This window comes from Staphylococcus sp. HMSC061G12 (genome assembly GCF_001838465.1).
Taxonomy (GTDB): Bacteria; Bacillota; Bacilli; order Staphylococcales; family Staphylococcaceae; genus Staphylococcus; species Staphylococcus simulans.
In genome coordinates this window covers 1-14,542 of the sequence record NZ_KV837015.1, presented here as the reverse complement: position 1 = coordinate 14,542, position 14,542 = coordinate 1, and the positions used below count along the sequence as shown (strand labels likewise).

Sequence of the window (14,542 nt, the reverse complement as noted above, 5' to 3'; positions counted from 1 at the left end):
ACTTACACCTTCTCTACTTCAAAGATTTTTTGATCTTCGCGATCATTTACAATTTCAGACCATGGCTCTTGTTCAACTGCACGTTTTGCTTCCATGATACGTTCATATAATGCATCTTGGTTTTCAGGGTTTAAGACATATTCTTTAACCACATCGAAGCCCATTCTTTCTAACCAAGGTGCTGTACGTTCAGTATAAATACCTGTTTCACGGTAATACTGCATGTACGCGCCGCATAGTTTGATTACATCGTCTTCAGTTTCTACTGTAGTTAAGAATTGACCTTTCACAACTTCAGTACCGCCGTTACCGCCGACATAGATTTGGAATCCATTTTCTACACCGATAACACCGAAGTCTTTTACGCCTGATTCTACACAGCTTCTTGGACAACCAGATACACCCATTTTGAATTTGTGCGGTGTATCGATATATTCGAATGTTTTCTCTAAGCGGATACCAAGACGTGTTGTATATTGTGTACCGAAACGACAGAATTCTTTACCGACACAGCTCTTAACAGAACGTGTTTTCTTCGCGTATGCTGATGCTGAACGCATGCCTAAATCTTTCCATACTTTCGGTAAGTCTTCTTTCTTAATACCATATAAGCCAATACGTTGTGAACCTGTTACTTTAACTAGAGGTACATCATATTTCTTCGCAACTTCACCTAAACGGATTAATTGATCAGGGTTAGTCACACCACCACGCATTTGTGGGATAACTGAGAATGTACCGTCATTTTGGATATTTGCGTGGTAACGTTCGTTTGCGAAACGAGATGCTTTTTCATCTTCGTGTTCATTTGGATAAATCATATTTAAGTAGTAGTTGACTGCTGGACGACACTTAGGACAACCGCCTTCAGTTTTCCATCCAAGCACATTACGTACTTCTTTAGATGTTTTCAGACCTTTAGCACGGATTTGAGTCACGATTTGATCACGTGTTAAATCTGTACACTCACAAATACCAGCAGGTCTTGATGCGACAAACGCGCCGCCTAATGTATGTTCTAATAATTCACCGATTTGCGGTTTACATTTACCACAAGAGTTACCTGCTTTTGTAGCTTTAGTCACTTCCGCAACAGATGTTAAACCGTCTTCTACAATCGCATTGACGATTGTACCTTTAGTTACACCATTACAGCCACAGATTGTTTCTTCATTATCCATGTCCGCAACAGATAAACCTTCTTCTTCGCCAGCTTTGCTTAATAATGAAACTAATGTGTAGTCTTCGATAGATTCACGTTTTTTCATCATATTGAAGAAACGCGTACCATCATCTGTATCACCGTATAATACCGCACCTACAACACGTTCACCTTTTAAGAAGATTTTTTTGTAGATATGATCTTGACTGTTGTAGATTTCAACACCTTCAACTTCTTCATCTTCTTGAATTTGACCCGCACTGTATAAGTCACAGCCTGATACTTTCAATGATGTGAATGTTGTTGAACCTTTATAGCCGTCTGTATCACGGTCAGTTAAGTAGTCAGCTAATACTTTACCTTGTTCATATAAAGGAGCGACTAAACCATAAACTCTGCCGTTATGTTGCGCACATTCACCTACTGCGTAAATGTTTTCATCACTTGTACGCATGAAGTCATCCACAACAATACCGCGTTCTACATCTAAACCAGAGTCTTTCGCTTCTTGAACGAATGGACGAATACCAACAGCCATAACAACTAAGTCAGCTGGTAATTCTCTGCCGTCTGCTAAACGGATACCTTCAACGTCGTTTTCACCTAGAATTTCTTTTGTATTCGCACCTAATTCAAAGCGCATGCCTTGTTTTTCTAAGTCTTCACGTAACATTTCACCTGCTTGACGGTCTAACTGCATTTCCATTAACCATTCAGCTAAGTGAACAACAGTAACGTTCATACCTTGGTCAAGTAAACCTCTTGCACATTCCAAACCAAGCAAGCCGCCACCGATAACGATTGCTTCTTTTTTCGTTTGCGCAATTTCAATCATACGTTCTGTGTCTTCAATCGTACGCCATCCGATTACACTTGGTAATTCATGACCTGGAATCGGTAAGACAAACGCATTTGAACCTGTCGCAAAGATACAAATATCATATGGAATCTCTTGTCCTGATTCAGTTTCCACTAATTTTTGTTCACGATTAACGCGTGTTGCACGTTCTCCTGTAATAAGTGAAATGTTATTTTCCTCATACCATGAATAAGGATTCATGATTGTTTCATCAACCGACATTTTCTTTTGCAAAATGTTTGATAACATAATGCGGTTATAGTTTGGATAAGGTTCTTTCCCTATAATTGTGATTTCATATTTATCTTTATCTCTCTCTAAAATCTCTTCAATTGTTCTGACGCCGGCCATACCGTTACCGATCATGACTAACTTAGTTTTTGGCATCCTTATTCCCTCCCGTATTCTTCAGATAAAAATTGTTGAATCGCTTGTGCCACATGTTTCGCTTTTTTATAATCTCCGCCATTTGAACGGACACTGATGGATAAATCTTCAAACTCAAATTCTTTCATATTAAAAAAGTCAGATCTTTCTTTATCCCCTGTATGGTTAACCAACTGTGTCGGTTTAGTATCTTTCTTGATCTGATCATTGATTTCTGGTGAGTCTGTTGCAATAATCACGACATCTGCGTTTTCAATATCTTCCTTCGCATAGTCTTTTGTGATTAATTTCATATTGGGGTAAGACTCTTCAAAAAATTCTGGCAAAAAAGATTTGGAAATAACTGTAACATCTCCGCAATTGGCTTTTGCCAGTTGTTTAAACTTACGGTATCCGATTCTGCCTCCGCCGACTAATACTGCATGTTTCTTTGACAAATCCAGTTGTATAGGATACATATCAAACCGCCTCTTTCTGATTCAATCTATCAATTAACATCTCATCTAACTCCGGTTCAAAATTCAACGCTGAAGCGATTGTAATATTGGATTCTCCTTTTATTTTCTCGATTTTTTTCTTAATCTTATTGACCAAGAAACCATCATAAAAGAAAATTGGAATCACATAGATTTGGTCATAATCCTCTTTTATTTCAGGGAGTAACCCCTCAAATTGTTTATCCCCATAAAACATCATGGTGTAGACCGGTAAATCTGTAGTGATTCGTGTCGCAATATCATCGATTTCAGCATCAGGCTCTGTCACAATCGGACTGCCGTGCCCAATCAAAACAATTGCGGAACCAGGTGTATGTGCATCTGGCCATGCTTCGATACGTTGATTGATCCATTTAGTTAAACTTGGATGGTCGCAAAGGGGCTGACGTATTTCATACGTAATACTTGGAAACATCAGTTGCATCTGACGCATCACTTCAGGCAAATCTTGTAAGTAATGTCTGCCAGAAAATAATAAAAGCGGCACAATCACAAAGGAAGTTTCACCCTCCCATAAATGTTTACGTATTACCTGAGGTAATGAAAGTTCATCACTCTCGATAAACGCAACATCAAATGTACCTTCTATTTGTTGTGCAACACTGTCAAGCTCCTCCATCAATAATTGATTTTGTTTGCCACGTCTCATTCCATGCATAACGACAATAGTTTGTGTCATATGCATTTCCCCCCTTTAATTGCATTGTACCTTAAATTTTGAATTAATGTGAATGCATTCACATAATTAATATAAAAATAGGGAATCCCCTTAGCTCTATCTTGAGGGGATTCCCTGACGTATTCAACTATTTATATGTGAAAACATAAAAATTAAAAAACATTACATCATCTGCTACATATTCTTTTATTATTTTTGTTGATCTAAGTAGTGATTACGTTTTCCGTTAAAGAATGCATAAAGCAGACCTACGAAAATACCGCCGCCGATATAGTTTCCGATAAATGCGAAAACAATATTTTTTAAGACATCTAACCAAGCTAATGCGCCGATATTGTAGAACATCATACCTGAGAATAAGTTAGCGTTGTAAACAACGTGTTCATAGCCCATGAATACGAAGACTACAACACCACATGCGATAAAGAAGCCTTTTGATAAGCCGTCTTTAAACTGCATAGATACGTAAATACCGATATTGATAAAGAAGTTTGCGAAGATGGCTTTCACTAAAATACCATCCCAAGTGCCAAGGATTGTTTTCTTATCGACAATACCTGTCAACGCTTTAACCATTTCTGGAGTCATAACGCTTGTGAATTTCATTAAACCGAATAACACAAAGCCTCCGACAATGTTTCCTAGGAAACATACGAAAAACAACCATAAAATTTTACCGATTGGCACTGATTTATAATAAGCACCAGCAGTCATAAACATAAAGTTACTTGTTAAAAGTTCTGAATGCGTTAACACTATTAATACTAAGGCTAAACTGAATGAAACAGCTCCGATAAAGTTGATTGTTCCTTCATTTAAACCGGTATGTTGTGTTTTCATCGCAAGCATAAATACAGCTACAATTGATAATAAAAAACCAGACATCATAGATTTTAAAAAGTAACGTGCAGGGGTTTTGCTTAACATTACTGATTTCATTTGAGATGAACTGACTACACCATCCATTGTTTGGCGTGAAGCATATGTATCTTCAACCGTTTTATGATTTTGCATAACCATAAAAATCTTTCCCTCCCATAATCTAAATAAGATGTATCTAGTATATTATTAATTTAAGCCGATGCCTACCCTTTATTTAAATTTTCCTATATCTAATATTTAAATAATCTGTTAAGACCAATCAATTTTAAAATTAACGTAAATCTTTCTTTGAAATTATGGGAAATTAGAAAAGAAAAAATACTGGAACAAAAACGCTCCAGTATTTCCATATCAATTATTCAGCTTGTTTTTGTGTTTTACGTTTAACCATCCATTTTAAGCCAGCTGAGAAAATACCACAGCCTGCGATTGTTCTTAATGTCCATTTCAATCCGCTATTTGAAACGCATTTTGAAGGGAAAATTAAGGATGGAAGTAATGTACTGATAACGTAAAGAATCACAACTTTTACGTAACGCTCGTTCATTCATCTCACCTCTTTTGTGTTAACAATTATAGTTTAACACTTTCAAATGAGATTGAATATCACTTAGCGCAGAAATCGGGGAATCCCCTATCACTGTTTCAGGAGTTCTTCTAACTGATCCAATGTACTCTCCATACCTTGTTCGACACCCATTTCCATCAGTTGTTTCGCTGCTTCTTCTGAAGGCATCACTGACACAGAACGTACTTCTGTCTGATGAGTTCCTTGTGATGTTAAATAGATTTCCACACGCATACCATGCATCTTTGTATCCACATGACCTTTTTCATCTGCGAAATAATCACGATAAATAATTTTGTGTGGATCTTCTATCATTTCATAGTGTTGTACAGTATAACTTTGAGCGTCTGGCATCGTTATTTTAAAGAAATTCTTTCCACCTGCTTTTGGATTAAATTCAAAGACTTGTATCTCTCCGCCTTTAGGAAAGAACCATTGTTCAAATTTTTCTTTTGTAGTATAAGCATTGAATACCTGTTGTATCGGCGCATCAAATGTACGCTTGCCGATAATTTCATTACCTTCTCTTGTGACTGTCACATTTACACTTCCTTTAACGTTGATTTGAATGTCTTGATAATCTTTTCCCAAATAACAGGCATATCATACCATTTCAAAAGCAAAAAATGCGCATAAAAAAACTGGAATACAGCATTCCGCCATATTCCAGTGAGTAGGAAAAGATTAGTCTTCTACGATAAATTCTACGTCAGCTTCGAATTTAACGTCTTTACCGATTAATACGCCGCCAGTTTCTAATGTTTGGTTGAATGTCATACCGTATTTTTCACGGTCAACTTTACCTGAAACTGTGAAGCCAGCTACGTTAGTATCGTTTAATGGGTTTTTACTTACGCCTTCAAAGTCAACATCGAAAGTTTCTTCGTGTGTTTCGCCTTTGATTGTTAAGTCTCCTGTTACTTTGTCTTCAGAAGCTTCTTTGATTACGAATTTGATTTCTGGGTGCTCATCCGCTGCGAAGAAATCATTTGTGCGTAAGTGGTTGTCTCTGTCTTCTTGGTTAGTGTTGATTGATTTTACATCGATTGTTGCTTCACCTTTAAGTGTGCTGAAATCGTTTAAATCACCTGATAGTTCTACGTTAAATTGATCGAATGCACCTTTCACTTTAGAAACCATTAAGTGTTTCACTTGGAAAGCTAAAGATGAATGTGCTGCGTCAAAAGTAAATTTAGTCATAAAACAAACCTCCAATTTTTATTTGTATACTTAGTATACTACATATATTTAATATATCAACAGTTTTGTCTAAATATTTTTGTTCTATTTTTCACCTACCCGATTTCTATTAAGATATCCTTAACTTTAAAATAAAAAAACACGCTATTCGATGTGAATAGCGTGACGTTTTAAAACTGTGGCACTTTGATTTTATCTAATTGACTGCCGATAACCACAAGATATTGTTCTGTCTGATTTTGTAAATCTATCGGTTCTATTTCCAATTGACCTTCGGCATATTGTACTAATTGTAATTGAGGATGTTCTGCAAGTTGTATAAAGCCTTTTGCGCGATACGTCGATTGAGGTAAAGTTTCAAACCATTTAACTAAATCTTCAAGTTTAACCGAATGTTTAAACGCAAAATAACGATGACCGATACCAGAATGTGCATGACCTAAGTCACAAGGTTGAGGTATAGTTTCTGCTTTAACTTGTACTTCATTAGAAAAGACTGTGTTAGTTTCAAATTGACCAAAACTGCCGACAGATATTTCTGCATCTTGATTAAGAATCGTTAAATCAGAAAGTATAGGGGCAATATCTTCAGGGTCACATCGATCGATTTTGTTGATAAAGAGATGTGAGCAATACGACAATTGATCATAATACAGCTTTTGCATATCGCCTGGATAACTTTCAACACGTTGATATAACGTCGCATCTACTACACCGATCACACTGCGGATAGTAGAAATAGGTGCAAGCACAGGCGTCAAACAGGCATCTATCACTGACTGTGTATGCGCAATACCGCTACATTCCACAAAAACTACATCTGGCTGATAATCTAAATAAATCTGATGTAATTGTTTTGATACATCTGCTTTCATCGCACAACAGATACAACCTTCAATAATTTCGTCCATCGGTACTGAACCTTCAACCAGTTGACTGTCGACACTGGCTTGACCGAAATCATTCATAATCACAGCAGGTTGCAACTCTTGTTGAAGTGCAGCTTTAATTAAATGATTTAAAGTGGTTGTCTTACCGCCGCCTAGAAATCCGCCAATAATAATAATATCCATGTAATTGCCTCTTTCCATTTAAAGATAGAAATTAAATTAAAACACCTGCTAATAAAGCAATGGCTAATGTTAAAACGATTGATGTGACCATTTGTTTACCAATAATCGCTCCGCCTTGTTTTAAACCTAAATGTTTCGCCATCATTGAAACAGTCACCATACATGATGAAAATGTAGAACTGAAGAAAACTAAAACCAATAAACTGGCTGGTGATAATGATTGTAAAACTGCACCATTACCAAAATTAAATAACAACATACCGTCTTTTCGTATCATTGAGAATAAGATCCCTGGTGCCATACTATCTGGAATATGAAGTAAGTAAAGTAATGGCGTGAAGATTGTAGAAATCACCGTCAAAATTGGTGTCAAAGCTAATAAGCTCACAACAATACAGATACCAATAAAGATCGGTAATGCCTGCATCAGGAACATCTCAATCGTACCCCAAATTTGTTTCAGCAAGGGTTTTAGACTCGGCCACTTCAATTGATTGCGATAAACCGGTGGTGTTACATGAAAACTATTTTGTTTACGATACCATAATTTATTATGAAGAATACCTCCTGCAAAGACGAGCAATAAATAAGGTGCAAACAACCATGAATGTTGGGCAGCGCTAAAGATAGATAGTGTCGCACCAATTTGATAACTGCACGATGAACCAAAACTGATAATACTCATACAGCTTGTTTTAGTACAAGCGCTACATTGACTATTTGCTTGTGTAATAGCTGCCGCATTACAACCAAAACCTTCTAAAACTGGAATTATATCTTGACCATCCAACCCTACTTTACGCATCGTGGGTTCAATCGACCACACCACAAACTGTTTTAATTGTGTTTGATCAATCACCGCAGTGGAAATTCCAATCATTACGACCACAGGCAATGCCCATACTAAGGAATAAATACCTAATGACAACACACCGTAATCACCGTACAGTACTTGGTTCAACCATTGAAATGATGTGTGCGCATGCGTGGTCATCATTTCTATCCAATGGGAAACATATTGATTTTGAAGCCAATCCGAAAAGTGATACGCCAAATAAATCGGTAAAGCAAACATAAGGAAGATAATTAACCAACCTAGTAAAGTATCATGGAACTTTGGATGATGTTGACGACTAGCTTCTACATACGCTTTTAATTTCTGTATATCGTATTGTGTTTGTGTATTGTCTGAAACGACCGCTTGATATGGTGAAGCGTGAATATGTTCCTTCGTAATAAACTGGCGCAGCAAAAATTGCTGCGCAGTTGTTAAATGTTTAAAGCCGATCAACTTCAACTGATGTGTGCCATCTGGTATATCAGTGGTTTGCCCGTTTGCTAAGTTGAATTTGACTTCTAGCATGAGCAGTCCACTTCACAGCAGCTGTAGTCGTCTAAATACATATTATTGTTTTTATAAACTTCAACCGCTTCCTCATTAATTTCTAATGCTTCTCTTTCTAACACTGTTGTCGCAAGCACCGCAAAACGTGCACGGAATTTATAGATATAACATAAAATCGCATCCGCATGACGTACAGTTGGGCCGATTAAGAAGACATTTGGATAGCGTGTTGATTCATCATTATCTGTTAACTCAATGTCACCATCTTGTGTACTGAATAGTTGTTGGACTAATGGATTCGTTGTCGCATCAAAACCAGTTGCTAAAATCGGTTCATTTTTTGATGTTGCTTGCTTACCATTATTAAACTGGATCACATATTTACGGTCTACATCAGAAAATGAAATTTTAGATGCAGTGTAACCCACATTCAATTCAATCATAGCACCTTGTTGGACTGCTTTACGTAAGCGTTGATGCGTATATGGTGATAAACGAATACTTGGATCAGCATGTTCATCTTCTAAACCTGTTGAATGCGTATAGATAGAAACTTGCTTTCCTTGTTCAGCCATACAAATCGCCGCGTCAAAGGCACTTTCATTACCGCCGATAATGATATATTCATCACCCGGCATTTTCGTAAAGTCTTCTACTTCGCTATAATGCTGACCATACTTAAATGGTTTACGCGCAAATGAGAAATCTCCTGTCGCTACAAAGATATATTCACTTGTGATTAAACCTTGATTTGTTTCAATTTCATAATGTCCGTCGACAAACTCAACTTTTTCAACGGCAGTATCTTCTTGTATCGGAAGTTCATAGTGTTGGGCTACTGTTTGTAAGTAATCTGCGTACGTTTCACCTGAAACGTGTTCTTCATTAAATGTATAAGCTGGAGAAGTTTCAGTAGACACGGCATTAATGTCCGGCATACCAAAACCATTTGTTGTGAATGAAGGGGTAATTGTTCTTGTAGACTTCGGCCAATTTAAGAAAGATTGTCCGACCTTACCTTTATCAATCACAATCATATCATTATCATCTAAACCTATTTGTTGGAACGCAATTGCCATGCCGACACCTGCTGCACCTGCACCTATAATTGCTACACGGTAATGTTGCATTATTTATTACTTCCTTTCCTTATCTCTCTATCAATCTCTATATAAACCTAAATCGTAATCGTTACGTTTTATATCAAAGTATTTTATCACTTACACATACTAAAGACAAGAATAGGAAATCAAATTAAATATAAAAAGACAGTTTGCATCGTGACGCCTCACCACACAAACTGTCTTTTGAACTTATTCTTCTAGTAATTTTTTATAGTCTTTAAATTGATAGGGGTCTTTTACAATCTGTCCATCAATATAAACTACTGGTACTGTGTCTATCTTTTTCTCTTTCGCTAAAGCTTTATCTTTTTCAGCTGCTTTATATGACTTGCTGTCTTTGGTTTTATAATCTTTTTTAATCTCTGCTTTTGTTTGTTTTGAGATATTGAGTTCATCAATCAGACCATCTAGTAATTTTTCATTAATCCATGGTTTTTTATGATCTTTTGTTTCAGGTTGTTCTGTATAGATTTTTTGTTGGAAATTTAAATATTGTTTCGGCGCATAAATTTTAACCGCATGTCCCGCACGTGAACCGATAATTGAATCCTTACCTAAGAAAGCCACATTAACCATTTGATAATCAGTTTTACCTTTATCGATATAATCTTTCTTCAGTGTCGGCATGATATGGTCTTCTACTTTCTTGCAGTAAGGACATTTATAGTCCGCGAATTCTACAATTTTAATTTTATCGCCTTTACCTGCTAAATCAGGATCTTTTTGAGAACAGCCTTGAACAATGACTGCCAAAATAACAGTACTAATAAATAATAACCATTTTTTCATTTCATTTACGCCTCGATTCATGAGTTTTACTTCTTTGATGCGAATCGACTTCTTGTCTTATATTTTTTCTACTCACTCTATTTTTATACTCACAAACCTCATCATACACCTGAAAGCATCACCTTTCTAGTTTGAAACGACTTAAATAAAAATAAAAAGCCTTCGATTATGAATTAACCGAAGACTTCCTATTATTATTGTTCTTGAATTACATTTAAGAAGCGTTGTAATGCTTCTGTTTTAGGATGTTCAAACAACTCAGATGGAGGACCTTGTTCACCAATCTGACCTTCATTGATAAAGACAGTTTTATCTGAGACTTCCTTCGCAAATCTCATTTCATGCGTGACGATAACCATCGTCATACCTTCTTGAGCAAGTTCTTTGATAACACGTAAGACTTCAACCACTAACTCTGGATCCAATGCTGAAGTCGGTTCATCAAACAACATCACTTTAGGGTTCATCGCTAATGCTCTCGCAATCGCCACACGTTGTTGTTGACCACCAGATAAAGCAATAGGATACTGATCTTTCACATGCGTCAAACCCACTTTTTCTAGTAAGTGTTCAGCACGGGCTTTCGCTTCACTTTTAGCCATTTTCTTTACGACAATCAAGCCTTCCATGACATTTTCAACTGCTGTTTTATGGGGGAATAAATTATAGTTTTGGAATACCATGCCAGATTGTTTACGTACACGAATTTGTGATTTCTTATCCTCATTCGTATAGGTTTCACCATTTACAAAGACTTGACCTTCTGTCGGTAATTCGAGCGCATTCATCATACGTAATAAAGTTGTCTTTCCTGAACCAGAACGTCCGATTAATGTTACAACTTCACCTTCAGCGACTTCTAAGTCGACACCTTTAATCACTGTTTTATCTCCAAATGCCTTTTTGATTCCTTTTAATTCAATCATGCGCGATACCCTCTTTCTAAGTAAGCTTCATAGTATGACTGAATCACTGAGATAATAAAACATACTACCCAGTACATTAAAGCAACCAGAATATAAATTGTTAAATATTCATAGGTTGTTGATGCAACTTCTTGTGCTTTTCTGAACATTTCAGCTACTAAGATAAACCCAACTAATGATGTATCTTTCAATAAATTTAAGAAAGTATTACCTAATGACGGTACCGACACTCTGATTGCTTGAGGCAAAATAATACGTCTGATTGTTTGACTGTAATTCATACCAATTGAATATGCCGCTTCTGTCTGACCTTTCGGAATAGACATAATACCACCACGAATTATCTCAGATGCATAAGCACCTACATTTAAAGATAATCCTATAATCGCAGCCACAACTGAAGGCAGTGTCCACTGGGTATCTGGATTATTCGTAATCAATCTGCCAAGTTCCGGCAAACCATAGAATATGATAAAGAGTTGTACAATCATCGGTGTGCCTCGAATAATTGAAACATAAACACGTGCAATACTACGCAATATCTTACTTGTAGAAATACGCATTAAAGCTGTAAATAATGCGATAAGTAAACCTAATACAAACGTTACCAGCGTGATGGGAATAGAATATTTTAATAAACCGCCAAGCATCGGCAAGAATGCTTGTTGTGCTGCGTCCCATGCGTGTTGCTGCTGGTCATTTAGCACAATCGCATTAAGGTTTAGAAACATCTTGACCAAACCATTTCTTACCTATTTTAGCTAACTCACCATTTTTCTCTAATTTATCTAAAGCTTTGTTAACTTCTTTGATCGTTTTGTCATCTGTTTTCTTAGAGAACGTGAATGCTGTTTTACTTTTTTCTGCATTGCCTTCAATCACTTTAATTTTCGCATTAGGTTTTTGCTTAATATAGTCTAAGTAAGATAAATTATCGTTAAATGTACCGTCTGCACGATGAGACTGAATCAAATCTACAGATTGGTTAAAACCATCTACTTTTACTAATTCAGCACCTTTTTTCTTCGCTAACTCACCGAAGTTAGATGTGAATGTTTGTGCCATTTTCTTACCTTTGACATCATCAAAACTTTTGATGTCTGTATTATCTTTGTTCACAACCAAAACACCTTTAGAGAATGTGTATGGTTTCGAGAATTTATATTTTTGTTCTCTTTCTTTATTAATTCCGACTTGGTTTGCGATCACATCAAAACGACCTGAATCTAGTCCAGCAAACATTGAGTCCCATTGTGTTTCTTTAAATTTAACTTTATAACCCATTTCTTTCGCTACTGCTTTAGTAACATCAATATCATAGCCAGTCAGCTTACCTTCTTTATCATGGAAAGTAAAAGGTGCATATGTACCTTCTGTCCCAACTACAAATGTTTTATCATCTTTATCTGATGACTTTTTATCATTTGAACCATTGCCGCATGCTGCGAGTGCCACCGCAATAACTAGTGTGAATACTGCTAACAAAATTTTCTTCATAACATTTCTCCTTTTATCCTTATCAATCTAATCGGAATACTTAATATTTTAAGTCAAGTCATAACTTCCGTCAATACAAATTACTCAGACTTAACCGATTTAAAATGTGACGATATTGAGAACGTTTCTCAATTAATTTTATAAATCGTAATCATTCCTATTTACAAACATGTTTTTTTCATGCATAATAAGAAATACGATTAGGAGGCGAAAGAAAATGAAACAAGATTTAGCAACAGCAAGACGTAATTTAAGTAGCCCGAATATCAAAACGCGTAAACGTGCGTTAAAGATTATCAAGGCACATAAACGTAATAATAAATAACGTTTTCCATATACTTTGCAAATGATCCTTTAACATTAATTTTCACAGATTTTATGTCCAAGATGTTTTTCACAAACACTTATTTGTGCTCTACCCATTAAGCACACCTCTGCAGCTGGATATAAACAGTATTTCAAAAAACATTCCCTTAACTTTTTATTCCTAGACAATTAATAGTTGTAGTCTATTAAACGCGATTGGTCATTTGCAAAATTATAGCCTGAGCACCCTACTTCCAAGGTTGCTCAGGCTTTTTACATATATGAAAAAAACAGCGGTAAAATAACCGCTGCTCTTTCATGATTCATCTATTACTTTATAAATATCTTTTAGAAACAAAGTTCAAGTTGTCATCTAATTCATAGATTAAAGGTGAACCTGTTTTAATTTCATAACCTACGATATCTTCATCAGATACCCCTTCAATATGTTTGATTAACGCACGTAATGAGTTACCGTGTGCTGAAACTAATACTGTTTTACCAGTTAAAAGTTCAGGCGCAATTTGATCATCCCAATAAGGAATAACGCGTGTTAATGTATCTTTTAAACTTTCTGAAGTCGGTACAACACGTGCATCTAAATCACTGTATTTACGATCAGCTAAATCTGCTTCACGTTGTTCTGCTGTAGCTTCTGGAGGTGCGATGTCATAAGAACGACGCCAAATATGCACTTGTTCTTCACCGAATTCTTGACGTGCAGCATCTTTGTTTAAACCTTGTAATCCACCGTAGTGTCTTTCATTTAATCTCCAAGTTTTATGAACTGGAATAAATAATTGATCAGAGCGTTCAAGTAAATAGTAAGTTGTTTTGATAGCTCTTTTTAATACGGATGTGAAGGCAACATCAATTTTGATTCCTTCTGCTTTTAAGCGATCACCTGAAGTCGTTGCTTCTTCTTTACCTTGGTCAGATAAATCAACATCTGTCCATCCAGTAAATAAATTTTCTGCGTTCCAAATACTTTGACCATGTCGGCATAATATTAATTGAGGCATATATACCCTTCCTTTCTTCTAAGAAAAGCGCTCAATTTGATATACATCACTTTTCATCTCATATTTTACCACTTTTTTATACAACATCTCATAATTTTTAGCTTAAAATGAAAAGATAGAAAATTTGTCACATTTTTACTCTATAAAAACAAAATGATGAACATATGTCGCTTGATGTTAAATCTCTTCAAATAAAAGGGGCTGGGACATAAATACAGTCCAAAAT

The 14,542-nt window shown here is 36.1% G+C and carries 16 protein-coding genes; 1 reads left to right on the top strand and 15 read right to left on the bottom strand.

Translation table 11 applies throughout. The features are described 5' to 3' along the window. Positions 1-2: 2 nt before the first annotated feature. The 14 genes from nirB to HMPREF2937_RS00875 form a co-directional block, all read right to left on the bottom strand. Positions 3-2,408, bottom strand: coding sequence for a nitrite reductase large subunit NirB (gene nirB / locus HMPREF2937_RS00940; protein ID WP_070863831.1), 2,406 nt, complete (start codon positions 2,406-2,408; stop codon positions 3-5). Between the two features lie 2 nt (positions 2,409-2,410). Continuing rightward, positions 2,411-2,866 (bottom strand): precorrin-2 dehydrogenase/sirohydrochlorin ferrochelatase family protein, encoded by a 456-nt coding sequence (locus HMPREF2937_RS00935; protein ID WP_070863830.1) that lies wholly within the window; start codon positions 2,864-2,866, stop codon positions 2,411-2,413. A gap of 1 nt (position 2,867) precedes the next feature. Next, positions 2,868-3,584, bottom strand: a complete 717-nt coding sequence (locus HMPREF2937_RS00930; protein ID WP_002479737.1) for a sirohydrochlorin chelatase — start codon at positions 3,582-3,584, stop codon at positions 2,868-2,870. 189 nt (positions 3,585-3,773) lie between these two features. Next, positions 3,774-4,604, bottom strand: coding sequence for a formate/nitrite transporter family protein (locus HMPREF2937_RS00925; RefSeq protein ID WP_070863829.1), 831 nt, complete (start codon positions 4,602-4,604; stop codon positions 3,774-3,776). Positions 4,605-4,821: 217 nt separating this feature from the next. Next, on the bottom strand, positions 4,822-5,013 hold the full coding sequence (locus tag HMPREF2937_RS00920; RefSeq protein ID WP_023015069.1) for a hypothetical protein: 192 nt from the start codon (positions 5,011-5,013) through the stop codon (positions 4,822-4,824). A gap of 90 nt (positions 5,014-5,103) precedes the next feature. After that, on the bottom strand, positions 5,104-5,574 hold the full coding sequence (locus HMPREF2937_RS00915) for an SRPBCC family protein (RefSeq protein WP_070863828.1): 471 nt from the start codon (positions 5,572-5,574) through the stop codon (positions 5,104-5,106). Positions 5,575-5,718: 144 nt separating this feature from the next. Then, a complete protein-coding gene (locus HMPREF2937_RS00910; RefSeq protein WP_070863827.1) occupies positions 5,719-6,234 on the bottom strand; it encodes a YceI family protein in 516 nt (171 codons plus the stop codon). Positions 6,235-6,404: 170 nt separating this feature from the next. Continuing rightward, complete coding sequence (locus HMPREF2937_RS00905; protein ID WP_070863826.1) at positions 6,405-7,307, bottom strand: CobW family GTP-binding protein; 903 nt, start codon at positions 7,305-7,307, stop codon at positions 6,405-6,407. A 31-nt stretch (positions 7,308-7,338) separates the two neighbouring features. Continuing rightward, positions 7,339-8,670, bottom strand: coding sequence for a nucleoside recognition domain-containing protein (locus HMPREF2937_RS00900; protein ID WP_070863825.1), 1,332 nt, complete (start codon positions 8,668-8,670; stop codon positions 7,339-7,341). Continuing rightward, on the bottom strand, positions 8,664-9,782 hold the full coding sequence (locus HMPREF2937_RS00895) for an NAD(P)/FAD-dependent oxidoreductase (RefSeq protein WP_002479744.1): 1,119 nt from the start codon (positions 9,780-9,782) through the stop codon (positions 8,664-8,666). Before HMPREF2937_RS00895 ends, HMPREF2937_RS00900 begins: the two co-directional genes overlap by 7 nt. Positions 9,783-9,965: 183 nt before the next feature. After that, on the bottom strand, positions 9,966-10,565 hold the full coding sequence (locus HMPREF2937_RS00890; protein WP_070863939.1) for a DsbA family protein: 600 nt from the start codon (positions 10,563-10,565) through the stop codon (positions 9,966-9,968). A gap of 194 nt (positions 10,566-10,759) precedes the next feature. Beyond that, entirely contained in the window at positions 10,760-11,491 is a 732-nt protein-coding gene (locus HMPREF2937_RS00885; RefSeq protein ID WP_002479746.1) for an amino acid ABC transporter ATP-binding protein, read from the bottom strand. Then, positions 11,488-12,222 (bottom strand): amino acid ABC transporter permease, encoded by a 735-nt coding sequence (locus tag HMPREF2937_RS00880; RefSeq protein ID WP_023015074.1) that lies wholly within the window; start codon positions 12,220-12,222, stop codon positions 11,488-11,490. Before HMPREF2937_RS00880 ends, HMPREF2937_RS00885 begins: the two co-directional genes overlap by 4 nt. After that, the gene (locus HMPREF2937_RS00875) at positions 12,206-12,988 is read right to left on the bottom strand and encodes an amino acid ABC transporter substrate-binding protein (RefSeq protein ID WP_002479748.1); all 783 of its coding nucleotides are present in this window, start codon (positions 12,986-12,988) and stop codon (positions 12,206-12,208) included. Before HMPREF2937_RS00875 ends, HMPREF2937_RS00880 begins: the two co-directional genes overlap by 17 nt. A 217-nt stretch (positions 12,989-13,205) precedes the next feature. Here HMPREF2937_RS00875 and HMPREF2937_RS13410 point away from each other — a divergent pair, with 217 nt between their 5' ends. Beyond that, on the top strand, positions 13,206-13,313 hold the full coding sequence (locus tag HMPREF2937_RS13410; protein ID WP_002479749.1) for a putative metal homeostasis protein: 108 nt from the start codon (positions 13,206-13,208) through the stop codon (positions 13,311-13,313). 316 nt (positions 13,314-13,629) lie between these two features. Here HMPREF2937_RS13410 and HMPREF2937_RS00870 read toward each other — a convergent pair whose 3' ends face one another. Then, positions 13,630-14,316 (bottom strand): 2,3-diphosphoglycerate-dependent phosphoglycerate mutase, encoded by a 687-nt coding sequence (locus HMPREF2937_RS00870; protein WP_002479750.1) that lies wholly within the window; start codon positions 14,314-14,316, stop codon positions 13,630-13,632. Positions 14,317-14,542: the final 226 nt, after the last annotated feature.